The 23,403-nt window shown below is 62.0% G+C and carries 20 protein-coding genes; 9 read left to right on the top strand and 11 right to left on the bottom strand.

Annotated features, from left to right (window positions below; translation table 11 throughout):
- Positions 1–324 precede the first annotated feature (324 nt).
- On the bottom strand, positions 325–531 hold the full coding sequence (locus PQR32_RS20350; protein WP_408230770.1) for a hypothetical protein: 207 nt from the start codon (positions 529–531) through the stop codon (positions 325–327).
- 348 nt (positions 532–879) lie between these two features.
- Here PQR32_RS20350 and PQR32_RS20345 point away from each other — a divergent pair, with 348 nt between their 5' ends.
- Together PQR32_RS20345 and PQR32_RS20340 are read left to right on the top strand one after the other, a co-directional pair.
- Positions 880–2,130 carry a metal-dependent hydrolase family protein gene (locus PQR32_RS20345; RefSeq protein WP_408205488.1) on the top strand — a complete coding sequence of 417 codons (1,251 nt, stop codon included), beginning with the start codon at positions 880–882 and terminating at the stop codon, positions 2,128–2,130.
- A gap of 55 nt (positions 2,131–2,185) precedes the next feature.
- Positions 2,186–3,556, top strand: a complete 1,371-nt coding sequence (locus PQR32_RS20340; RefSeq protein ID WP_408230766.1) for an MFS transporter — start codon at positions 2,186–2,188, stop codon at positions 3,554–3,556.
- Positions 3,557–3,676: 120 nt separating this feature from the next.
- Here the strand turns inward: PQR32_RS20340 and PQR32_RS20335 are convergent, their stop codons facing one another.
- Positions 3,677–5,134 carry an NCS1 family nucleobase:cation symporter-1 gene (locus tag PQR32_RS20335; protein ID WP_408230763.1) on the bottom strand — a complete coding sequence of 486 codons (1,458 nt, stop codon included), beginning with the start codon at positions 5,132–5,134 and terminating at the stop codon, positions 3,677–3,679.
- Between the two features lie 408 nt (positions 5,135–5,542).
- Here PQR32_RS20335 and PQR32_RS20330 point away from each other — a divergent pair, with 408 nt between their 5' ends.
- From PQR32_RS20330 to PQR32_RS20315, 4 genes are all read left to right on the top strand, one after another.
- Complete coding sequence (locus PQR32_RS20330) at positions 5,543–6,010, top strand: FecR family protein (RefSeq protein WP_408230760.1); 468 nt, start codon at positions 5,543–5,545, stop codon at positions 6,008–6,010.
- Positions 6,011–6,057: 47 nt separating this feature from the next.
- Positions 6,058–6,621 (top strand): OmpA family protein, encoded by a 564-nt coding sequence (locus PQR32_RS20325; protein ID WP_408230757.1) that lies wholly within the window; start codon positions 6,058–6,060, stop codon positions 6,619–6,621.
- Positions 6,622–6,659: 38 nt separating this feature from the next.
- Complete coding sequence (locus tag PQR32_RS20320) at positions 6,660–8,135, top strand: CHASE2 domain-containing protein (RefSeq protein WP_408230754.1); 1,476 nt, start codon at positions 6,660–6,662, stop codon at positions 8,133–8,135.
- A 203-nt stretch (positions 8,136–8,338) separates the two neighbouring features.
- Positions 8,339–8,782 (top strand): hypothetical protein, encoded by a 444-nt coding sequence (locus PQR32_RS20315; RefSeq protein ID WP_408230751.1) that lies wholly within the window; start codon positions 8,339–8,341, stop codon positions 8,780–8,782.
- A 76-nt stretch (positions 8,783–8,858) separates the two neighbouring features.
- On the opposite strand, the gene PQR32_RS20310 is transcribed toward PQR32_RS20315, so the two are convergent.
- Together PQR32_RS20310 and PQR32_RS20305 are read right to left on the bottom strand one after the other, a co-directional pair.
- Positions 8,859–9,287, bottom strand: a complete 429-nt coding sequence (locus PQR32_RS20310) for an NUDIX hydrolase (RefSeq protein ID WP_408230748.1) — start codon at positions 9,285–9,287, stop codon at positions 8,859–8,861.
- A 347-nt stretch (positions 9,288–9,634) separates the two neighbouring features.
- Positions 9,635–9,874: a hypothetical protein gene (locus PQR32_RS20305; protein ID WP_408230745.1), complete on the bottom strand. Its 240-nt coding sequence runs from the start codon at positions 9,872–9,874 to the stop codon at positions 9,635–9,637.
- A gap of 210 nt (positions 9,875–10,084) precedes the next feature.
- Between PQR32_RS20305 and PQR32_RS20300 the strand changes: the two genes are divergently transcribed.
- Positions 10,085–10,396: a hypothetical protein gene (locus tag PQR32_RS20300; RefSeq protein WP_408230743.1), complete on the top strand. Its 312-nt coding sequence runs from the start codon at positions 10,085–10,087 to the stop codon at positions 10,394–10,396.
- Positions 10,397–10,432: 36 nt separating this feature from the next.
- On the opposite strand, the gene PQR32_RS20295 is transcribed toward PQR32_RS20300, so the two are convergent.
- From PQR32_RS20295 to PQR32_RS20275, 5 genes are all read right to left on the bottom strand, one after another.
- Positions 10,433–11,125 (bottom strand): NnrU family protein, encoded by a 693-nt coding sequence (locus PQR32_RS20295; protein WP_408230740.1) that lies wholly within the window; start codon positions 11,123–11,125, stop codon positions 10,433–10,435.
- 245 nt (positions 11,126–11,370) lie between these two features.
- Positions 11,371–13,632 (bottom strand): catalase/peroxidase HPI, encoded by a 2,262-nt coding sequence (katG, locus tag PQR32_RS20290; RefSeq protein WP_408230737.1) that lies wholly within the window; start codon positions 13,630–13,632, stop codon positions 11,371–11,373.
- 1,695 nt (positions 13,633–15,327) lie between these two features.
- Positions 15,328–16,053 (bottom strand): aspartate/glutamate racemase family protein, encoded by a 726-nt coding sequence (locus PQR32_RS20285; protein WP_408231050.1) that lies wholly within the window; start codon positions 16,051–16,053, stop codon positions 15,328–15,330.
- Between the two features lie 8 nt (positions 16,054–16,061).
- Positions 16,062–17,288 carry an S-methyl thiohydantoin desulfurase domain-containing protein gene (locus PQR32_RS20280; protein WP_408230734.1) on the bottom strand — a complete coding sequence of 409 codons (1,227 nt, stop codon included), beginning with the start codon at positions 17,286–17,288 and terminating at the stop codon, positions 16,062–16,064.
- The gene (locus PQR32_RS20275) at positions 17,278–19,596 is read right to left on the bottom strand and encodes a sigma 54-interacting transcriptional regulator (protein ID WP_408230731.1); all 2,319 of its coding nucleotides are present in this window, start codon (positions 19,594–19,596) and stop codon (positions 17,278–17,280) included. Before PQR32_RS20275 ends, PQR32_RS20280 begins: the two co-directional genes overlap by 11 nt.
- Positions 19,597–20,205: 609 nt before the next feature.
- On the opposite strand from PQR32_RS20275, the gene PQR32_RS20270 reads away from it, so the two are divergent.
- The gene (locus PQR32_RS20270) at positions 20,206–21,330 is read left to right on the top strand and encodes an aminotransferase (protein WP_408230728.1); all 1,125 of its coding nucleotides are present in this window, start codon (positions 20,206–20,208) and stop codon (positions 21,328–21,330) included.
- 28 nt (positions 21,331–21,358) lie between these two features.
- On the opposite strand, the gene PQR32_RS20265 is transcribed toward PQR32_RS20270, so the two are convergent.
- Both PQR32_RS20265 and nhaR read right to left on the bottom strand, forming a co-directional pair.
- On the bottom strand, positions 21,359–21,760 hold the full coding sequence (locus tag PQR32_RS20265) for a hypothetical protein (protein WP_408230725.1): 402 nt from the start codon (positions 21,758–21,760) through the stop codon (positions 21,359–21,361).
- Between the two features lie 65 nt (positions 21,761–21,825).
- On the bottom strand, positions 21,826–22,722 hold the full coding sequence (gene nhaR / locus PQR32_RS20260; RefSeq protein ID WP_408230722.1) for a transcriptional activator NhaR: 897 nt from the start codon (positions 22,720–22,722) through the stop codon (positions 21,826–21,828).
- Between the two features lie 148 nt (positions 22,723–22,870).
- Here nhaR and PQR32_RS20255 point away from each other — a divergent pair, with 148 nt between their 5' ends.
- Positions 22,871–23,365 carry a CBS domain-containing protein gene (locus PQR32_RS20255; RefSeq protein WP_408230719.1) on the top strand — a complete coding sequence of 165 codons (495 nt, stop codon included), beginning with the start codon at positions 22,871–22,873 and terminating at the stop codon, positions 23,363–23,365.
- Positions 23,366–23,403 lie beyond the last annotated feature (38 nt).

Raw genomic sequence — 23,403 nt, 5'->3', positions numbered from 1 at the left:
ACGAATCCGCAAACGATGAACAACACAAGCAGCGCGTGCACGACAAGCACCGCGTTGGCTAGCCAGTTCATGATCGGCTTTCTCGTGACCTGCCCGCTGCGGGTCCGATTGAATCAAACAGGTCTTCAGCGCCTGTGGCGCATCACTTCCCAGCAGTCGCGATGGTCCATCCGCCTGAGCTGCCGACGCCTTAGCCTCTCGCGCCAATAGTGTCCGGCGACCATCAGCACGGCGACACTCAGTCCACACAGACCCACGACGATTCCAGCGCCTGATTCGGCCATGCAACACTCCTTGACTGTGCAACTGATCAAGCGATACGTGTCATTCGTCGTTCAGGATACGAGCGGCGGCCTTCAGAAATATCTGTCCGTCATCGGTAATGAGAGGGCGTTGCTGTCCGGAAGCGAGGTCTTCCAGCGTGACGAGTTGGCGCTCCAGAAGCGCTTCCAGATCGGCACCGTCCAGACTCAGTAGATCCGGTGCATCCTTGAGCAACATGAGGGTCGCGAATTCGTGTGGACTGAGCATCGTTGTCTCCTGGCTGAGCTTGCTGCTTCGCTGGGAACCTGATCCGTTGGCCTCGCTTCGCGAGCAGGATCAATTCGGTGTGGCGGCGGCCGCGGGATCTCACCTCGCGTTCGCGTGGCATGTCGCGCGCCGAGGTGCCCATCTTAATGCTGACGCCTGCAATAGATCAACATGTGGGAAAAGCTTTTTTTCGATCCGCTTTGCGGCATGCGTTGGTCAGCGCCATACTTGATGCGTGCGAGACCTGTCCTGATGAATATCCTGGCAGCGCTTCCATACGCCAGCCTCCATACTCGACGCGAGGCCCGTATGCCGGCCGCTGCGATCGAAACCTGAAGGAGATAACACTTGACCAGCTTCCTCCTACGTAACGGCGCGCTGCTCGATCCTACCCATCCTGATCTGCTGGAAGGCTTTGAAATCCTCATCGAGGACGGCTTCGTCCGCGAAGTGTCCGATAAGCCGATCAAGAGCAGCAACGCGCGCGTGATCGACGTCAAGGGCAAAACGATCATGCCGGGTCTGATCGATCTGCATGTGCATGTCGTTGCAATCGAGTTCAATCTGCCGCGCGTGGCGACGCTCCCCAATGTGCTCGTCACGCTGCGCGCCGTGCCGATCATGCGCGCGATGTTGCGCCGCGGCTTCACCACCGTGCGCGACGCGGGCGGAGCCGGGTATCCATTCAAGCAGGCGGTCGAGTCGGGGCTCATCGAAGGTCCGCGCCTTTTCGTATCCGGCCGCGCGTTGAGCCAGACGGGCGGTCATGCCGATCCGCGCGCCCGCTCCGACTACATGCCGCCCGATTCACCTTGCGGATGCTGCGTGCGCGTGGGCGCGCTCGGCCGCGTGGCGGACGGCGTCGATGAAGTGCGCCGGGCCGTGCGCGAGGAACTGCAGATGGGCGCCGACCAGATCAAGATCATGGCGTCGGGCGGCGTCGCTTCGCCCACCGATCCGGTCGGCGCATTCGGGTACTCCGAAGACGAGATCCGCGCGATCGTCGCCGAAGCTCAAGGGCGCGGCACGTATGTGCTGGCGCATGCTTACACGCCTGCGGCGATTGCGCGTGCCGTGCGTTGTGGCGTGCGCACGATCGAACACGGCAATCTGATCGACGAGGAGACCGCCCGCCTCGTCGCGGAGCACGGCGCGTATGTCGTGCCGACGCTTGTCACTTACGACGCGCTTGCAAGCGAAGGCGAGAAATACGGGCTGCCGCCCGCCAGCATCGCCAAGGTCGCGGACGTGCATGGCGCCGGTCTGCACTCGATTGAAATCATGAAGCGCGCCGGCGTCAAGATGGGCTTCGGCACGGACCTGCTCGGCGAGGCGCAGCGGCTGCAAAGCGATGAGTTCCGGATTCTGGCCGACGTCATGTCGCCGGCCGAGGTGATTGCGAGCGCAACCGTGGTTGGCGCGGAAGTGCTCAATATGCAGGACAAGCTCGGCAGAATCATGCCGGGTGCGCATGCCGATGTGCTGGTGGTCGATGGCAATCCTTTGAAGTCCGTCGATTGCCTGTTAGGTCAGGGCGAGCATATTCCGCTCGTGATGAAGGATGGCCGGATCTTCGTCAACGAACTCGAAAGCGCTTGACCTTGAGAGCCCGCCCGCGTCCGCGGTGTCCCACAGTCCTAATCGGAGCTTGTCCATGTCGATGATTGCCGCCCGCATCGAGCGCTTGCCGTTTTCAGGTTTTCACCGCCGTTTGCTGTTGATGGGCGGCCTCGGCTACACCTTCGATGCGATGGACGCCGCCGTGCTCGCGTTCCTGCTGCCCGTGCTGCGCACGCAATGGGGGTTGACGAGCGTGCAGACCGGCGTGCTGGGAAGCGGTACGTTCATGGGCTATTTCGTCGGCGCGATGCTCGCGGGCATGCTCGGCGACATCATCGGCCGACGCAAGGTCATGATGTATGCGCTCGTGATTTACTGTGTCGCGTCGCTTGCGAGCGCACTGGCGAACGACTGGGGATTTTTTCTGGCGACGCGCATCGTCGCCGGGTTGGGGACGGGCGCGGAAAGCGCCATCGTCGCGCCGTTTCTCTCTGAGTTCGTGGCGCGGCGATATCGCGGCAGTTTCACCGGCAGCCTCGCGGGATTTTTCTCCTTTGGCTTCGTGGCGGCTGCACTGCTGGGCTATCTGGTGATCCCGCTCGCACCCGATGCATGGCGTGCGGTCATGGTCATCACGGCGCTGCCCATTGTGATGCTGCTCTGGTGGCGCCGAGCGTTGCCCGAGTCGCCGCGCTGGCTCGAGGCACGCGGCCGGCACGCGGAAGCCGATGTGATCGTGTCGCGGATGGAAGCGGAGGTGACGAAAGCCGGCATACAGTTGGAGCCGCTGCCTCCCGTGCGCGAGGGAGCCGTTCCGCTCGCCGCCGGACGGGCCTCGATCATCGCCAACGTCAAGGCGTTGTGGGCGGCGAAGCTCGCGCGCATCACGGCCATGACGTGGCTGATGTGGCTATCCATCACGTTCAGCTATTACGCGTTTTTCACGTGGATTCCCGGCTTGCTCGTACAGAACGGCATGACGATCACGCGGAGCTTTTCGTATTCGCTCGTGATTTACATCGCGCAGATTCCCGGATACTTTTCGGGTGCGTGGCTCAACGAGAAGATCGGCCGGCAGGCGACGATTGCGTCGTACATGATATTGGGCGGCATCTCGGCGCTCGGGCTTGCGTTGACGGGTACGGATACAGGCATCATGGTGTCGGGCATCCTGCTTTCGTTCTTCATGAACGGTACGTATGCCGGCGTTTATGCCTATACCCCAGAGGTGTTTCCGACCGACGTGCGCGCAACGGGCACCGGGCTCGCTTCGTCGATTGGCCGGCTGGGCGCGATTGCCGCGCCAATCCTCGTCGGGTACGTCTATCCGCTGCTGGGCTTTGCCGGGGTTTTCGGCGCGACGACGCTCGTGCTGCTGATCGGCGCGATGGCGGTGTTGCTCATGGGCGTGCCGACGCGCGGAAGATCGCTAGAGGACATTGCAGCAGGGCAGATCAACCAGTGAGAAAAGCAAACCCGGCTATCGCGACGAACCGTCCGCCTGCAGGATGCAGCGCGCGCTAATGCTTGACTCCGCCTCATGGAGCTGAACGCGGATCACCGCGTCCAGCTCCACGAAGCACCCTTAAGCGCGGGTCGTCACAATGGCCGTACGTGGCCGCAGCGTCGCCATGATCAGATAGGTGCCGCCGCCGATCAGCACGCCGAAGAACCAGCCATAGGTATTCCACCAGACCGGCAGCAGGTTGGTGAAGTTCGGTAGAAAGGTCGAAAACACGCTGCCGATCGCCGCCGCGATCAGCGCGTTGACGTTCCAGCCGCCTTCGTAACGGTACTCGCCATGCTCCTGATAGAGCGCCGCGACGTTGATGTTCCCCTTGGCCACCAGATAGTAGTCCACCAGAATGATCCCCAACAAAGGGCCCATCGTCGCGCCGATCGCGTTGACGAAGTGCGCGGCGTTGCCTTCCCACGGAGCGAACGGGTAGAGCACCAGCGCGATGGCCGCGGCAATGTAGCCGCCTTTCTTGAAGCTGATCTGTTTGGGGAAAACGTTGGAGATGTCGAACGCGGCCGAGACGAAATTGGCGACCACGTTGATGCCGAGCGTGGCGACCGCGAAGGTCAGCGCCGCGATCAGCGCCAGTACCCAGCTGTCGAATTTGGCTGAGATCTGCTCGGGGTGCAGCAGGACTTCGCCGTACACCTTGAAGGCGGCGATGGTGGTGATACCCGCGACCAGCGAAAACGCGATCAGGTTGACCGGCAGGCCCCACAGATTGCCTTTCTTCACGGCGTCGCGATTCTTCGCATAGCGCGAGAAGTCGCAAAAGTTCAGGTACAGCGCCGCGAAGTAGGTGATCCAGGTCGCGCCCACTGCCATCAGCGCCCAGAACGAGCCGGGCTCGCCGCTGACACCGGCGTCTTTGGTTTTCTCGAGCAGCACATCCATCGGAATGCCGTGAGAGAACGAGAAGCCGCCGGCCTTCACGCACAGGCCGATCGCGAGAATCAGCATCGCGACCCACACCGCCGGGCCGGCCCAGTCCTGAAACTTGCGCACCGTCTCCATGCCCTTCTGGATGATGAGCAACTGCAGCGCCCAGATGACCACGTAGCAGATCACCTCCAACCCTGAGTGGCCGAGGAAGTGCGTGCCCTTGTAGAAGGTCATCAGGCTGTCGTTGCGGATCAGCAGCGCGACCAGCGCGCCCGCCGCCGCGGCCGTCTGCGCGCCGTACCAGAAGCAGGCCACCACGGCGCGCACCAGCGCCGCGAGGTTGGCGCCCCACACGCCGAAGGACGCGCGCGCCAGCACCGGGTAGGGCACGCCGGTCTTCTCGCCGGCGTAGCCGATCAGGTTCATCAGCGCGAAGATCACCAGCGAGCCGATCCCGATCGCCAGCACGAAGTTGGTAAACGTGCCGCACAGCAGGAACAGGCTGGCGGCGAGGTAGTAGCCCCAGAGGCTGTGCACGTCCGAGGTCCAGACGTTAAAGATGCTGAAGGCACCCCAGTTGCGGACCCTGGCAGGGGCGAGATCTTCGTTGTAGAGGCCGGGGGAAGGGTTGCGGATTTCCATCTGTCTTCTCCTTTGAGTTCGTGGAACTGAGGAAACACCGCCGGAAGTCCCTGGGCGGCAATACCCCCACGTCTGAAGCAAGCTCGTATGCAAGAACTGTATGCACTTTGATGCGCAGTTCTGAATGGGTTAACCCTTAATCGAGAGACATGCCGACGCAAACCGGCGCCTAAAGAAGTGTCTCGTGGCGATATGCGCGGAAGCGCACAGAGTCGCCTGGGCGCACGGCGCTAGTCTGATGGGTGCCGTAGAAAAGTCTCCCCAGCTTCCAGGCGCAGTATTTCTGCAAGTCCTTCGCAAGCCCCAGCTCTGCGAGCGGTCAGGGAATGATTGCTCATAACACCAGGTCGACATCAGGGAGCCGCGCTGTCCCGCGGAATGCAGCGTTTACGCCATCAGGTGCCACCGATGCGTCTCCAAGCCGCTCAATATGCGTTGCTTCTAGCCTGCGGATGCATGGCCATCGCGAATGCACTTGCCGACGACGCTGCCGGCGTCGTCAAGACGGTCAAGGGCACGGTGCAGATCGAGCGGTCCGGAGCAAGTTCGGGCGCGGCCGTCGGCAGCGAGGTGTACGGCAGGGATCGTATCGTGACCGGCCCGCAGTCCTCCGTCGGCATCACGCTGCGTGATACCACCCAACTCTCGGCCGGCGCCGATACCATTCTCGACCTCAACAAATTCGCGTTCAATACCACGACCCATGACGGCGTGCTCGACGCCTCCGTCAAACGCGGTTCGCTGGCCGTGATTTCCGGCAAGCTGGCGAAGGCGAATCCGGATGCCGTCCGTTTCAGCACACCGACGACCACGCTCGGCGTGCGCGGCACTGAGTTCATCATCGAAGTCGGCGATAAAGGGGAGGGCGCACGTTGAAGGCTGCAATTCGACGTCGCGGGCTGGCATGGGCAGCGGCATTCGTCATGCTGGCATTGCTCGCCGCGTGTAGCACTCCGGACAAAATTATTCTGTTGCCAGATCCCGACGGCAAGGTCGGCGCGGTCGTTGTCCACAGCGCAACCGGAGAGCAGACCCTAGACAAGGCTTACGCCGGAGTCGACGTCACCAAGGGCGGCGCCATCGAAAAAACGCTGGATAGCCAAGCCAGTGTGCAGACACGATATGGCGAACTGCTCGCGGCCCGGCCGCCTCGGCCCATGACATTCACGATCTTTTTTCTCTTCGACTCCGCCACCGAGCTGGCCCCGGAGTCGGCCGCCACGGTTCAGAAATTGAAGACCGTCCTCGCGACGTGGCCCGCGCCCCAACTCGTGGTGGTCGGTCACACCGACCTGGCTGGCTCTCAGGAATTCAATGACAAACTATCCATGCAGCGGGCGCAGACGGTGGCGGCGTTCCTGATCAAGCAAGGCATTCCTGCCCGACAGATAGAGATCGCCGCCCGGGGCAAGCGCGAGCCATTGGTCCCCACGGCGGATGGCGTTCCCCATCGCATGAACCGGCGCACGGTTATCACCATCCAATGACCCGCGCCAGTCATCGGCGCTGATTGGCCGTTCCGTCGATGAAACGCTATTTCGACCTATGGATCGCCCGGATCAGGCATCTGCTGAAGGCGGCCCAGGGGCGTCCGGTGGCGCTGGCGTTGTTGTTCGGCCTGAGCCTGCTCAATCTGACCAGCGAATGGCCGAGCGACATACCGCGTCCGGCTTTTGTCGACGCGCTCGACGCGGCGCTGCCCGATTCCTTCAAAACCGCCCGGCAAATTCTGTTCGATCAGTATCAACGTCACTTCCCGCGGGTTCCGACCGCGCAGCCCGTGACCATCGTCGAGATCGACGAGGAGACGCTGGCGACCGTCGGTCAATGGCCGTGGCCGCGAAATCGGCTCGCGAGCCTGGTCGACGCCATTGACGCACTGAAACCGCTGGCTATCGGTCTCGACATTTACATGCCCGAGCCGGATCAGACCTCGCCCGACAAGGTGGCCGCCAATCTGCCGAAATCGGCTGCCGCTCTAGCCGCCGGCTTGCGGGCGCTGCCGAGTCACGAAGCCATTCTCGCGCGATCGTTGCGCGCCGCGCCGAGCATTCTGGGCGCCGCGCCACTCGATCATGCCGGTTTCGCCACCCGCACCGACATGCGCAGTGCGCCGATTCTCGTGCATGGCGCCGATCCGCTCGACTCTGTGCAACGGTTCGACTATGTGCTCGCCAGCTTGCCGGAATTGCAGGCGGCGGCTCACGGACAGGCGATGCTGAGCGTGGCGCTCGAACAAGGCGTGGTCCGGCATATCCCACTCATCATGGGGTTACGGGAGAAGTTGGTCCCCAGTCTGCCGATGGAAATGCTCCGCCTCGCCACCGGCTCATCGGCGATCGATGTCTTTGTGGACGCATCGGGCGTGCAGGCGGTGGGCGTCGCGGATGTGCAGGTGCCCACTCAACCCGGCGGCGACATCTGGCTGCATTTCGCATCCATCCGCTCGACGCTGAGCCGCTACGTGTCGGCACGCGACGTCCTGCAGGGGACAGTCGACCCCGACCGGATCCGCAACAAGTTGGTGCTGGTGGGCCTGACCGGCGCCGGCGTGACCGACATGCGCACGACCGCCCTGGGGGAACTGGTGCCGGGCATCGAGATTCAGGCGCAAGTCATCGAGACGATTGTCGAGGGGCGTTTCCTGCGTCGGCCCACCTGGTTGAAGTGGGCGGAAAGCGCCTTCATCATGACGTTCGGGCTGCTGATCATCTGGTATGTGCCTCGCCGGCAATCGCGGCTTGCGGTGTTCATCCGCGCCGTCCCGAAGGGTTCCACCGTTCTGGGCTTACTTCTGCATCTGCTGAATGTCTTGTGCTGCTTCCTGATTTTTATTCGTTTCGGGCTGCTGGTCGATGCGGCCTCGATTTTCATTATTCTGTCCGCCGTCATGGGCTGCTTTCTTACGCCCGCGTTGCTTCATGTCGACGAACCAGGCAGAACAGAAAGCGCGCTCGCGCCGGGGCGTGAAGAATCGACGAAAAAACCCGATGCAGCTTGAGCGCGCCCGCCTGAATGATGTCGGCTTGCAGCGCATCCGGCTGCAATTCTACGAGTCATCCAGGCGAGCACGTAACGTCATTATTCCATCGAATCATGGCGGCTGGGTGACCGCACACGTTAGAGCAAGCCCTACGTCCACGACTCACACCGCAAGATAACCGTATATACTGTTTATACCGTTAATTTTTGCATGGAGATCCGATGAAGGAACCCAGCCTCAAGAAGGCAACGAAGAAGACCCTTCACTTCCAGAAGGGCGCCGGCGCCGCCCCCGAAAGTGAGAGCGACGTTGCCGAACCAACCGCGACCGTCGCGGTAAAAAAGCAGAGCGCAAGCGCAAAGAAAGTGTCGAAGGAAAAGACGGTTGCAATTGACGACGCCATGCCTGTCAATGCCACTGTGGCGGTCAAAGACAAGCGCACGAAGAAAGAGAAAGTCGTGCGTGACAGCTTCACGATGCCGAAATCAGATTACGACAAAATTGCTGCGCTGAAACAGAAATGCCTGGCGGCTGGCGTGTCCGTGAAGAAGAGCGAAATCCTGCGCGCTGGATTGTTCCTGCTCGAATCCGCAGCGCTACAGCGTCTCCTTGCAGCAGTGTCCGCTGTGGAGCAAGTCAAGACGGGGCGGCCTGCAAAGTTGTAGGCTCCGACCAGCTTTAATTCGCTGTAGATGCCGCCCCTTCAGGTCGTTATGGCTATGCTGCCCCGGGGCGGGTTCATCACCGAGAGAACTGGGCTCCGATATCGGCTGCCTGGCCGCAGTCGCCGGGCAGTCTTGACGCGCCATTGGACGTCATGGCCAGCACTTCGACAATCCCCTTCGTAGAAATACTGACCGGCAGATTGGCTACCTCTGTTACCTTCGCCCACGTACAACGCCTAATTTCGTTGCTGGGCACGGGCTGTTCGCCATCGGCAATCGTTGCGACGAATACATGGTGACAGGTGTGGATGCCGGTGAAGCCGAAGATGTACCGCATGTCCATTGCATGAAGGCGCGTTTCCTCCATCAATTCTCGCAGCGCGGTTTCACGAAGATCTTCCCCTGCCACGGGCTTGCCGCCAGGCAGCGACCAGCGGGTGCCTTCCCGGCTGACCAGCAAGATTCGCCTGCCAAGCTGGCAGACAACAGTCGCGCGTTGCTTCACGGTGTCTCTCATATTTTCGCCGCGTTGTGTAGCGCACGTCGCATGCCTGGATCTGGCGAAGCGGTGCAACACTGCGGTCACTATCGTCGGGACAGCGACAGAATCTCTGCGCCATACCGCCCGTCCGGGCCAAGGACGGTGCAACCACCGATCGTCGTTTTAAAGTGTGACAATAGTGTGGCGACGATGCAGCGGCGATTTCACCTGTAGCGTGGCGCCGACTGTCGAAGCTTGCCCTCTTAACGCAAGCCTTACCTGATCGCCAGCGCGACCATCGATCTCAAGGTAACTCAAGGAAATGCCGTCTGACGCGGACCAGGCTTGATCGTCGCCGCGGCAAATTGAACTCACGTGACGTCGGTAGTGAGCCGGTCGCGCGCGCCGCTATCGACAAGACTTTCCAACGCCTGACTGCCGTCCGTGCGAGCGGCGTCCTCAACCGAGAAGGTTCTTTCACTGAAGGCGATCAGTTTGAATCCGCTTCCCTTCGCGCGCGGGACCGTGATGCCCCAATGCCAGCCTCCGGCTTGCTCGAAGACATGCAATACAGGGACGGTTGGAGTGTGTGAAGACTGAGAAGTCGTCATGGCGCATTCTCCCGTCATATTGCGACCGTGGGTGCACAATTGCAGTTGCCCCGTCTTTAGTCTACAGGTATTTTGCTGCGCTGCAATATGTCGACCGTGGTAAAAATGTCAAATGATGACGCGTCACAATTTTGAAAAGATTTGCCGCCCGCTGAGATGTGCGAACATGAATTGACGAATTTTTGATCCGACATGATCTACGGGGGCTCCATGGGTAGCCATTCGCTTATTTGGGCAGCGGTGCCGCACAATAGTGACGGCGTCGTTTTTCAGATTCGCATCGTCCACGGACTTCAACGTTTCTACGTCTCGCGCCGCGTGCTCGAAGATGTGTTCGACCTCGAACCACGAGCCTCTGACGCCAAACAACTGCAGCATTTCTATTTGCATCTAACGCACATCCTCGCCCGAGCCAGCGCGAAGCGATCGTTCTCCGCTTCAGATACGGTTCCACTTCAGGCAGCCGATTTCACCTCGACGAGCATGGAGCAGTTCACGTCGAGTCGGCATGCGGTGGCATGAAGCGCGGCTTGAGCGACGCCACCGACCAAGCTGCGTCTACAGCCAGCGCCAGATGCCCGCCGCCCAGCCGGTGAGCGGGATATGAGCCCAGGTCGCCGCGAGCCAGACGGCAAGGCCGCCCAACAGCGCGTGCATACCGAACCCGCCCAGCCGCGCACGGCCGGCGGCGATCGCCGCGAACGGCAGGTAGCTGGTCTTCGACTCCCATGCGGGCCAGAGATCGGGTTGGAGTTGCTGCTTCTTCCGGTCCTGCAGCGCGGCGCCGACGAGCGCGAGAATCACCATGGCCGTTGCAAGGATGATGTTCTTGGCCACGGGGAACACGGCGATGTGGCAGAGCCCCCAAAGCGCGAACGACCACATCATCGGGTGACGCGTTACCGCGAACACGCCGCGGGCGACGTCGGGAAACGAGCCGGGCCGGCCGCCGGTAGGCAGCGCCGGATTGCGAATCAGAGAACCCATTAGCAGGATCGACGCGATCAGCATGACCGCGGTCGCGACCGCCCAGAGTCCGTCTCCTACCGGCCATAGCGGTGCCGAGAGGGGCGCCTTTCCGTAAGCCACGATCAGCCAGCCGAGCGTCAGGAACGCAACCAGCGAATAGACGCCCTGAAATGCCGCTTCGCCAACGGCGCGGACCAACGGTCTGCGCAGCGGATGAGACAAGAGAAAGTGGCTGCCCAGGAAGGCGACTGCCGCTGCCGCAACTGCGCTGGTGCTTCCCATTGACCCGGCTCCTCAAGTCGTTGACCGTGTTGCCCTCATTGTCGACGGCGCGGTGCGCGGGCTCTCGACCATGAAACAGGGTTTCGCCCGTCCGCCACTCTCGCACAACCACGCATGGTTTCGCACAAAAAAACGGTGCGATTCCGATAAAACGGAACTCGCACCGTAACCTGACAGATCACCTTTCGCCCGACAGGGGCAAGGTTCCGTCAAAGCCGAAACCCTGACGGAACCGCGGCGCGCATTCAGGCGAGGTCGAACCGGTCGAGGTTCATCACCTTGACCCACGCTGCAACGAAGTCGTTGACGAATTTCTCCTGCGCGTCCTCGCTTGCATAGACTTCGGACAGCGCCCGCAACTGCGCATGCGAACCGAACACCAGATCGACGCGGCTGCCGGTCCATTTCAACTCGCCGCTCTTGCGGTCGCGCCCCTCGAACGCGTCGCGCGCTTCCGAGGTCGGCTTCCATTCCGTGCCCATATCGAGCAGGTTGCGGAAGAAGTCGTTGGTCAGCGTTTCCGGCTTCTGGGTGAAGGCGCCTTGCGGATTTTGCCCGGTCCCTATGTTCAGGGCCCGCAAGCCGCCGATCAGCACCGTCACCTCGGGCGCGGTCAACGTCAGCAATTGCGCCTTGTCGATCAGCAATGCCTCAGCCGGGACACCGAACTTGCCCTTCAGATAGTTGCGGAAACCATCGGCGACCGGTTCGAGCGCCCCGACGGATTCCACGTCGGTCTGTTCCTGCGAGGCGTCCATGCGCCCCGGCGCAAACGGCACCGTCACCTGATGCCCGGCGCTCTTTGCGGCCTGTTCAATGCCGGCGCTACCGGCCAGCACGATCAGGTCCGCCAGCGATATTTTCTTGCCGCCGGACTGCGCGCCGTTGAACTCGCTCTGGATGCCTTCAAGGACCTTCAGTACCTTCGCCAACTGTTCGGGCTGATTGACGGCCCAGTCTTTCTGCGGGGCCAGGCGAATGCGCGCACCGTTGGCGCCGCCACGCTTGTCCGAGCCGCGGAAGGTGGACGCCGACGCCCAGGCCGTCGACACCAGTTGCGAGACAGGCAGCCCCGCAGCCAGGATCTTCTGCTTGAGTGAGGCGACGTCCTGTTCATTGACGAGCGGGTGGTCGACTGCCGGAATAGGGTCCTGCCAGATCAGTTCTTCAGCCGGCACTTCCGGCCCGAGGTAGCGGGCGCGCGGTCCCATGTCGCGGTGAGTCAGCTTGAACCATGCGCGGGCGAAGGCATCGGCGAGCTGGTCGGGATTTTCCAGAAAGCGCCGCGAAATCTTCTCGTAGGCGGGATCCAGGCGCAGCGAGAGGTCGGTGGTGAGCATCGTCGGCCGCCGCTTCTTCGAGGGATCGTAAGCGTGCGGGATCGTCTCGTCGGCGCCTTTGGCGACCCACTGGTTGGCGCCGGCCGGGCTCTTGGTCAGTTCCCATTCGTACTTGAACAGGTTCTCGAAGAAGCCGTTGCCCCATTTCGTCGGCGTAGTGGTCCAGGTGACTTCCAGACCGCTGGTGATAGTGTCGGCGCCCTTGCCGGTACCGAAGCTGTTCCTCCAGCCGAGCCCCTGGTTCTCGAGATCGGCGCTTTCGGGTTCGGGACCGACGTTGTCGGCGGGACCGGCGCCATGCGTCTTGCCGAAGGTGTGGCCACCGGCGATCAGCGCGACGGTTTCCTCGTCGTTCATGGCCATGCGAGCGAAGGTTTCGCGAATGTCGTGTGCGGCGGCGATTGGGTCCGGATTACCGTCGGGGCCTTCCGGGTTGACATAGATCAGGCCCATCTGCACGGCTCCCAGCGGATTTTCCAGGTTGCGTCCGTTGTCGTCGCGGCTTACCTCTTCGCCGTGCTTTTCTACGTCGGCGACGATCACGCCGCCGTCGTCTTCATTGCCTGCGGCTCCCTTGCCATAACGGACGTCGCCGCCCAGCCAGGTCTTTTCATTGCCCCAGTAGACGTCCTGGTCCGGCTCCCACGTGTCGGGGCGACCACCGGCGAAGCCGAAAGTCTTGAAGCCCATGGTTTCGAGCGCGACGTTGCCGGTGAGGATCAGCAGATCGGCCCAGGAAATTTTCTGGCCGTACTTTTGCTTGATCGGCCAGAGCAGGCGGCGTGCCTTATCGAGGCTGACGTTGTCAGGCCAGCTGTTGAGCGGCGCGAAACGCTGCTGGCCGCGCCCGGCGCCGCCGCGGCCGTCGCCGATGCGGTACGTGCCGGCACTGTGCCAGGCCATGCGGATGAAGAGCGGGCCGTAGTGGCCGAAGTCCGCCGGCCACCAATCCTGCGAATCGGTCATCAGCGCGGCGAGGTCCTTCTTCACTGCCGCCAGATCGAGGCTCTTGAAAGCCTCGGCGTAATTGAAGCTGCCGTCCAGCGGGTCCGACCTGCTGGAGTGCTGGCTTAGCAGGTCCAGCCGCAGTTGCTTCGGCCACCAGTCACGGTTCGTCGTGCCGCCGCCGGCAGTATGGTTGAACGGGCACTTTGCTTCAGTTGACATGCGCTATCTCCTTGAGAGGACGTACCCACTATTTGTTCTGTTACGGTGTGTGTCATCTATGGCGCATTGCACGATCCCGCGCCGAGGGGCTGCCAGAACATTACCTGGTGGGCTCTTGTGGGGGTACTGGGTGTACCACTGCGATTACCCGACGCACATGCTTTCCATCCGATATGGATATCGTGGCATGCATTGGACGAGGATTGCTCGCGTCGGCAGGCCTGCTGCTGCAACTCAAAATATAGGTGAGAGTCACCATCAATAGAATGAGAATAAGGCAATGTCGTCGATAGTACACGGCTATGAAATGTCGCGGGCTTTCGGTGTCATGGCCGATGCCGACCGGCCCCATTGCTGGGGGCGGCCGAAGGCGTCGACGTTGCGGCGGGGGACGAAACTGATACCGGTGCTCGGGCGAACAGCGGCGAGAGACGGCGAAAGACGGTGAAGCGGGAAGGCGATACGGCAAGTTCCAGAAGGTCGATCAGGTATCGAAGCTGTCCGCTATCCGCTCAGTTCGGCGACGAGACGGGACAGGCGGGCAATGCGATAGCGGAACAGCGGCGCATGTGGACAATTTTTCAGGTGTTCGACGCGATCGCGCCAATAAGTGGGCGGAAAGGGTTCTCGTGACGCGCACGCGATTACACGTTCCAGATGAACGAGTTCGCTTTCGAAAATGTGGTGATGCATTGTTTGAATCCCCGTGAATGGCCAGTGTGGTCGGCTCGCGAGGTCGCTAACAATCTGACGCCGCGTAGGGTTGCGAAAAGCAGATTCTGTTCCACGCAGTCGATCTGCGTGTTCACGCAATGCAAGGGGACCGCTGACCGACGCTCCGGACAAATCTGTCGGGACGGGCGGGCGTGCGGGTGCCGCAGGCAGTTGGTTCGAAATACCCTGCGAAGGGCGGCAAATTTGCCGCCGCGTTTGTCGCAGACTGATTAAAAAGAACGAGCCGCCGCTGCGTGTCCCCGGAAGGGAGGGCAACGACGGCCGAACCCCGTAGCAGCGCGCCTGGTGCATAGCCAGACGGTTCCCGCCATTTCGCAGTCGCGCATCGCAACGAACTTCTCTATGGAAGCATTCGGTCGCGATGCGCTGACACACGACAGTCACAACTACAACAACTGCACAGCCCTCTCTCGGTCTGTTGCCAACGACTCGATATCGTTGGACTCGATCGGCGCGTCAACCATTGTTCGGATCACTAACCGAATGGCCTCTGTGAATAGCGGCGGCCCGGATTTCGGCGGCGCCGGCGATTCGGCAGCAGTCTGCACGTCGCCGGACGTCGGTGTGTCGAACGCTATGCAGCGCGTGATCTTGTTGGTCTCTCAGGTTCCCCCGCCTTGCCGGACGGATTTACTGCACATTCCGCAAACCGCCTGTCCAGGTTGTTTTTCAGGCGGTATTTCGTCTCACTATTTAAGCAATGAGCGTGCCAGATGTCGAAGGCACGTCGGAGCGGGCATGCCGGAGAATTTCGGACGTGAGACTGGTCAGTCCCGTCCATGTACACCCTGAGGATTGGACGATTTCGTCCAATTGGCCGCATCAGGCATGGCGAGAGGGCACTTTCGGCCACATGGGGACGAAAGCGCCTGGGAGGCAAGGGGAAGGGGGCAGGGAAGGCACGAGCATCCGGCGCGGCAAGCGCGCCGCGCCGGAGGAGCACGGAACGACGCGTCCGGTTTACGACTGAAGACTGACCTTGCTGTAAGTCAACCGGCTGGGGCGTACCTTCATCCGCACCAGCGAGACGAGGAAACTGAAGCCGGCCTGATTCGGATCGATCACCGGCACATACGCGCCGAGCGCCTCGCCGAGCAGCGTGGAGACACGGCTCGCGACGTCGACGAAACCGGTGCAGCCGAGCAGAATGGCTTGCGCGCCGTCGTCCTTGATGGCCTTCAGCGCCGCCTCGAAGGTGCGAACGACCACCACGTCGACGTTGTCGAGCTGCGCGACCGGGCAATCGATCGCGCGGATCGACGCGAACGTGTCCTGGATGCCATAGGTCTGCGGATGACCGCGCTGCATCGCCAGCGTGCTTTGCAGGATCGTGATGATCGAGAAGCGCTGGCTGAGCGCGAGCGCGGTGAAGGCCGTAGCGGGAAAGCCGCCGATGATCGGAATGTCGATCACTTCGCGCGCGGCCTCGACGCCGCACATATCGAAATCGGTCAGCCAGATGCCGTCGAAACCATCGTTAGCGATGATCTGCGCGAGTTCGACCACCGGCATGCCGTTCTGCAGCCAGTTCGTGCGGCTCTCGATATCGGGATGCCCCTCGGTGATATTGCGAATCTCGACCTGCACGTCCGGCGGCACGACCGGCGCGATGGCCTTCATGATGCGGTCGTTGTAGGCCGACGTGGCAACTGGCACGAGCACGCAGATGCGGATAGGCGAGTTCAAAGGCGCGCTCAAGATGCGTCTCCCTTGCGTGCGTGATGGAGCGCATGAAGCGATTCAAGCGGCACATACGGCCCAAGATAACCGAGCGAGTTCAGCAACTGCATGAAGCTGTCGAGAATCAGGCCTGGTTTGCGCAGTTCGGCTTCGGCACGCCAGGCGATCAGCGTTACGGGGCGCTTGCCGATCACCGGGTTCAACGAACCGTCATCTTGCACGAGGTCGCCGTTGCTGAAGATTGCCTGACCTTCGCCGCCGACGAAATACGCGACGCTGTCCGGCGCCAGCACGATCGGCTGCGGACATGCGCTGTCCCACGCGAGCAGCGACTCGTTCTGGTACATGACTGTGTAGGTTCGCTGTCCGGCCTGAATATGAACCTTGCCCACGTCGAAGCCACCGCTCGTATCGACTTCCGCCGAGACCAGTTCGCCGGGCTCCGAGATGGCGCGCGCGGCGAGCCCGCACTGTTCGGTGAGATAGCCGATCATCTGCTGCGCGCTGCCGATCCGCCCGGCCTGCAGCGCGCGCCCGAGGTCCAACGCGCGCGTCAAGGTGCCATGGATCGGCGTCGCGCGGCGGATGTCGGCCGGCTTCATCACCCACATCGCGAGGCCGCCGAACTGGCCGAATTCGGGATCGGCGACGACCGGGCGCATCATCTGCTCGACGATCGCCGACACGTCGCGTTGATGGGTCGGACCGCCCTGGCTGCTGGCGCGCGGCGTCACGTCGAGTTCGACGCACAGGCCGCCCTGGCTCACGAGGAACGCCGGGCGCGGATCGATCTCGGCGGCCGCGAAGGTGAGCATCGGCAGCGAGGGCACGGCGCGGCCGGCGCCGTCGGCGTCGATCACCGCGAGGCCGAGTTTCGCCGCCACGAGCGCCGCCACCGTGAAGCCCAGCGCGCCGCTTTCCGGCGGCATCACATAGGCGAGCTTCGTCGATTGCGACGCGAGCCGGGCTTGGACGTTCTGCACGGCCGTCACAGGTCCGATCGGATAAATAGCGGAGTTGATCGCTTCAGGCGCGCCGAGGTAGGCGACCATGACGGCCGCGCCTTCGGTGGCCTCGTCGACCGACACCACCTTGACCGTGTCGGTCGGATAATAGTCGCCTGTGACGAAATGCTCGGCCAGATGCCGCGCGGATTCGATCGTGCCACCGCCGCCGCTTCCGAAGAACGCTGCTCCCAATAGCAGCGGTTCCAGATCTTCCCGGCGTAATTCATATGCCATTTGCGATTCCTTTACTGTCGAGGTTGAAAGAAGCGTCCTGCTGAAGTTCGGCAAGCAAATTCGCGGCACGGGTGACGCGAGTGGTCGGATCCGTCGTCAGCGAGCGCAGACCGCGCTCGAGCGTGTCGATGGCTTCGGCGCTGCGGCCGGTGGAGCGCAGCAGGTCGGCGAGGTAGCGCGCGGCGTCCACGCGCGCCGGCACCGAACCGAAGGCGAGCGCGGTGGACAGCGCGGTGCGCAGACCGAGTTCGGCGGCGTTCACATCGCCGAGCGCCCACTGCGCGCGCGCGCGGGTGACCAGCAGTTCGCCCAGGTACACGCGTTCCTGACGGGCGAGCGTCTCGTCGATCGCGGTGGCGAGAATCGCCTCGCAGGTCTTCGCGCGGCCGGCGCGCAGCAGCAGCTCGCCGTGCTGCCACGTCTTGAAGGAATAGAACAGCGCACCGCCATTGCAAACAACGTGGTTGTCGTAGCCGTCGAGCATGACGGTTTCCGCTTCGTCGGAATGGCCGAGCGCGCTGAGGTGGCATGCGCGGAGCACCTGGCCGACGCCCCGGTAGAACGCAAAGCCGTTCGCGATCGACACGGATTCGAGTTCGCTCGCGAGATGTCCGAGCCGGTCGACGTCATCGAACAGGCAGGCGAGCCAGGCGGCGCCCTGCAGATTGACGGCATGAGCGAGCGCGTGCGCGCCCGGTTCGGACGCGCGCAGGATCAACATTTCCATGGCGCGCCGCGCCTGCCCGAATGCGCCGATCTGATAGGCGGCGAGCCCTTCGAAAGTCAACGCGAGGCTGGCGAGATCGATCCCTTGCGAGCCGGTGCGGGTGTCGTTGCGCCCCACGCCGAGCAGGTTGCCGCGCGCGAGACAGGCTAGGGCTTCCTCGCTGTCGCCAAGCCAGAAGAGGGTGTTGGTCATCGCGACGTGAGCTTCGTCGAGCGAAACCCGGTCGCCGCCGTTCTGCGCGCGCTCCAGCATGTTCTGCGCGGTCGCGCGCGCCTGCTTGAGCTGAAGCGTCGTCAGCTGCGTGGTCCAGATGCCGAACTGGATCGCGGCGATTTCGGCGGGCTCGCAGACGCCTTCGCCGATGGTCAGCGCGGCGGCATAGCAGGCAGTGGCCTCCGCGTAAAGCCAGCCGTGCACGCTGCGCAAGCTCATGCCGAGCAGCCGGTAGGCGTCGAACTGCAGACGGCGCACCGCCTCCTGTTCGTGGGGCGTCTGCAACACGTCGAGGCAGCGGCGCAACAGCGGAATCGCTTCGGCGAACTTCGACTCCTCGATCAGCGCGCTCGCATGTTCCAGACACTTGCGCGCTTCCCGGTGATGTTCCTCGCGCGACTTCAGACGCCGCTCGATGGTCTTGCGGCCCACGCCGAGCATCGTTGCGGCCGCGCTCTTGTTGCCGCTGGTCCGTTCGAGCGCGCGGTCGATCAGAAGGTCCTCGGCGGCGGCGAGTTTGTCGCGGCCTTCGAGTTGCAACAGCATGTCGGCGAGGCTCGCGCGCGATACCGGCCCGCTGGTTTCGTTGGCGAGAAACGGCTCGAGCGAGTCGACATCGATCAGCGTGTTTTCGGCGAGCACGCTTAACTGGCTGATCAGGTTGCGCAATTGCCGGATATGGCCCGGCCATGAATGCTGGCAAAGCCGCCGGATGGCAGCCGGCGAGAACTCGAGACGGCGCGCGTGCTGCGATGCGAAGTGGGTGACCAGCGCCGGGATATCCTCGATGCGCTGCTCGAGTCCGGGGACTGCCAGCACGAAGACCGCGAGGCGATAGAACAGATCCTCGCGGAATAGCCCTTCACGCGCGAGTTCACGCAGGTCGCGATGGGTTGCGGCGACGACACGCCCCGCGAAATGCAGACTGGTGGACGAACCGATCGGACGGAAGGTGCGCGTTTCAAGTACGCGCAGCAGTTTGGGTTGCAGCGCAAGCGGTAGTTCGCCGATTTCGTCGAGCAGCAACGTACCCTTGCCGACCTGCTGGAAAAGTCCCTGGCGGTTTTCGCCCGCGCCGGTGAATGCGCCTTTTACATGCCCAAACAGTTCGGCTTCGACGAGGTTCTCTGGAATCGCGCCGCAGTTGACGTCGACGAACGGTTGGTCCTGGCGCTGGCTGTGCGCATGCACTCGCCGGGCGACCAGTTCCTTACCCGAACCCGTCGGGCCGAAGATGAGCAAAGGATGTTCGGTCGGGGCGACCCGATCGATCATGCGGACCAGTTGGCGAAATGCCGGGGCGCCGCCCACGAAGGCGCCCGAATCAGCCTTGTCGTGGGCGAACGGAACGACAGGGGGGTAACTCATTGCAAAGCACGCTCCACTTGAACCGCGCGTGGCGCTACGCGGGAATTGCCGTCGAAAGGACGGGGCGGACGGTCATGCATCGATCGCGTTTCCGGCGAAGTCTTCCGGGTGCGTTGTCGGACCGTCCGCCGCAAGAAGAGACAGAGTATGACGGCTTGTTGCCGATCTTGTCCTTTTCGAAAATAATCCTGGCGTCAGCGCATTTGCGGATTTCGTCGCGATGTGCTGCGAGCAGTGCCGTGGTTCCACCTGAAGGCTGATGAAAGCTTGCGGCGCTGCCGCCGATTTGGCGGCAGGCGTGGTGTATGGCGTGTAAGGGCAAGGCACGAATGGGTATTGGCCGCGACGGCGGTAGCGCGCCTGGCCGATTGACGATGCGTTACCCTGATAACGGCTTTTCAGCGATGATTCTTTAATGGAAGTCGGACTTCCTATTCAGGCTGCCGCGCCTCACATCACGGATTGACGCCCGGCCCTGTGACAGGTCGTTTGCTGGCGGAGATGATGACAGGCGCACAGCCTTTCATTGATGCGCGTCCATTCCGTCCCCACCGGTTCGGTTCGCTGTTGACTAACGGATCGCCTGATTGAATAACAAAGGAGAGTGCCATGAAGATCAAGGACTTCGGCGTCGAGCGCTGGATGGATCTGTACGAAACAAAGTGCACGTACAACCTGGCGGAAACCTGCGTGGAATCGCTCACGGTCGATCAGTTGCTGACGCTCGCGAACAAGCAGGACAGCATTCTCGACGAACTACGCGGGCTCAGGCTCACCTACGGTGCAATCGAAGGTTCGACCCGCCTGCGTGAAGCGATCTCGGCCATGTACGCGCGCCAGTCGCGGGAGAACGTGATCGTCACGCACGGCGCAATCGGCGGTAACGCGTTGGTGTACGAGACCTTGGTCGAGCCTGGCGATACGGTGGTCTCGGTTCTGCCAACCTACCAGCAACACTATTCGATTCCCGAGAGCTACGGCGCCGACGTGCGGATTCTGAAGCTGCGCGAGGAGAACGGCTTTCTGCCGGATCTCGCCGAACTCCGCAGTCTCGTCAACGACAAAACCCGACTCATCGCGATCAATAACCCCAACAATCCGACCGGTTCGCTGATGGACGAGAAGTTCCTGACCGAGATCGGCGAGATAGCGCGTTCGTGCGGCGCGTATGTGCTATGCGACGAGGTGTATCGCGGCACGGATCAGGAAGGCAGTGGCTATACCGCTTCGATTGCGGATGTGTACGAGCGCGGCATCAGTACCGGCAGCATGTCGAAAACATACTCCCTCGCCGGACTGCGGCTCGGCTGGATCGCCGGTCCTAAGGATCTCATCCGCGCTGTCGCGATTCATCGCGACTACAACACGATCAGCGTCGGCATGATCGACGATCATTTCGCCTCCATCGCTCTGGAGAACCGTGCGGCGATTCTGGCCCGCAATCACGACATCGTGCGGACCAACCTGGCGATCGTGGACGCGTGGATTGCCAAAGAACCGGCGATGTCTTATATCAAGCCCAAGTCCGGAACCACGGCATTGTTGAAATTCGACCTGCCGATGTCGTCGCTCGAATTCTGCGTGGGGCTGATCGAACAAACCGGCGTGATGCTGACGCCGGGCAGTGCGCTCGATATGGAAGGTTATGTGCGTCTTGGGTACGCCAACAACCGCGACGTACTCGAAACAGGGCTTGCAAACATTTCGGATTTTCTCGCGAAACTTCGAGCCTGATTCATTGTTGATCGTGGCGTGAGGGCATTCACTCCTCGCACTTCACGTCCTGTCTTCGCACGACGATGATCACCGGATAAGTCCCATGTTCGAGTTCCACGCGCGCGACGACGGACATCGTCTCACTGTCGATATCGTCGTACACGCTGACCTTTTCATGCCGCAGGCTCGTGAGGCCGGTACAGCCGGATGCGCGACCCTCGTCGGAGATCTTGCATTGAATCGGGTTGTCCGCAAGGTAGCGGTATCGGTCTCTGTCAGAAGTCGCCAGGTATTCGCGAAAACTCTGCGCCGATCCGCCGATGCCGGTGACATACCCAATGGCGCACTGCAGTTTGGGTGTGTCGCTGCTCCCGGCTGTCTGGGCTGTCGCGGCCGTGCTTGCGGCCGCGATGAGCGCCGCGAGTGTCGATGCAAGGAGGTATTTCATGGCGCGAATCACGGTTGTCGAATCGAAGTGCTGGATTGTAATGGCATCTTCGCAAGCATGCTCCGCTAGACATTGAACAGCTCGCTGCGCGCCGCGTCCAGAATCATCGCGACAGCCGGGTGGCTGATCCGGCGCTCGATCGAGATCGCAAAGAATTCTTCGACGATGGAATTGATCTGTCCGACCGTCGTCAGTTTGTGTTCGGCCTGTAGCTGGCTTTCCAGCACGGTCGGCGCGAACAGCAAGCCGCGGCCTTCGCGAGCGAACGCCATGGTCATCGCCCCGTCGTCGAACTCGCCGACGATGCGCGGCGAAATGGCATGGGACGCCAGCCAGTGATCCAGCTTGCGGCGCACCGCCGACTCCGTACCGGGCAGCAACACCGGTAACTGACCGAGCGACAACGGGAAGCGTTTCCTGCCGCTCTGGATCAGCGCTTGCGCGCCGAAGCAACTGAGCGTCGAACGGCCGAGACGGTGATTGAACGCCTTGACATTGACGTCGGCGGGAATGGGGGCGTCCGCGATGATCAGGTCGAGGCGGTGCAAGGCCAGTTGCGCGAGCAGCGCATGCAGCTTGCCCTCGTGGCAGATCATGCGCACTGACACGGACGCGCTCAGCGCGGGTTCCAGCAGCCGGTACGCGATCGCCTTCGGCACCGAATCCGCGATTCCAACGCGAAACCGGGTTTGCGGGCCCGCTTCGTTCTCGCGCCGCACGGCGCTTTCAAGTTCCGAGCCTAGCGAAAATATTTCGTCGGCGTAATCGAGCGCCAGGCGACCCGCATCGGTGAGTTCGAGCGTGCGGCCGCTTTTCCTGAACAGCTTTTTATCCAGCGCTTCTTCGAGCAGCTTGATCTGCCCGCTGAGCGTTTGCGGCGAGATGTGCAACTGCTCGCCCGCCCGAACGATGCCGCCCGCGTGCGCCGCGACCCAGAAGTAATGCAGATGCTTGAAGTTCACGATCTCTCCGTCGATTACTTGATACTACGGTTTTCTCGAAGTATCAGCACTAAAAATACGCATTTTACGTTACCTTGCGTTCAGGTAGATTGAGGTCTCGCCCTTGGGTTCATGCGGGGCGGCTAACGGTACCTGACGGAGGTGGCAGATGGCATCGGTTGCGCAATTCCTGCGTTCAAAGGCGTCCCGGACAGTATGGTCGACCCAGGCATCCGCTGCGGTTTACGACGCGATCGCGATCATGGCTCACAGGCAGGTGGGCGCGCTCATCGTCGTCCATCAAGGGCGCGTGGCCGGCATTGTCACGGAGCGCGATTACGCGCGAAAAATCGTGCTGATGCACCGTTCGTCAAGGGATACGCCGGTGCGCGACATCATGTCGACCGCCGTGCGCTATGTCAGCCCGGAGCAGTCCACCGAGGAATGCATGGCACTCATGACGGAGCACCGGATCCGTTATTTGCCTGTGATTACCGCGGGACAGGTGATCGGCATGGTGTCGATCGGCGACCTGATCAAGAACCTGATTGCCGAGCAGGAAGACACCATCCGGCACTTGGAGGACTACATCCACGGCAACAGTTTTCAGGCCGGTCATCATGGCTTTCAGGCGCAATCACCGGCAGATTTGACCACTCAATAATATTACTGTCCGTAATGTACTCCGCGCGAAGAAGAAGT

It is taken from the genome of Paraburkholderia dipogonis, assembly GCF_046027395.1.
GTDB classification, from domain to species: Bacteria; Pseudomonadota; Gammaproteobacteria; order Burkholderiales; family Burkholderiaceae; genus Paraburkholderia; species Paraburkholderia dipogonis_A.
This window is presented reverse-complemented; position numbering and strand designations above follow the sequence as displayed.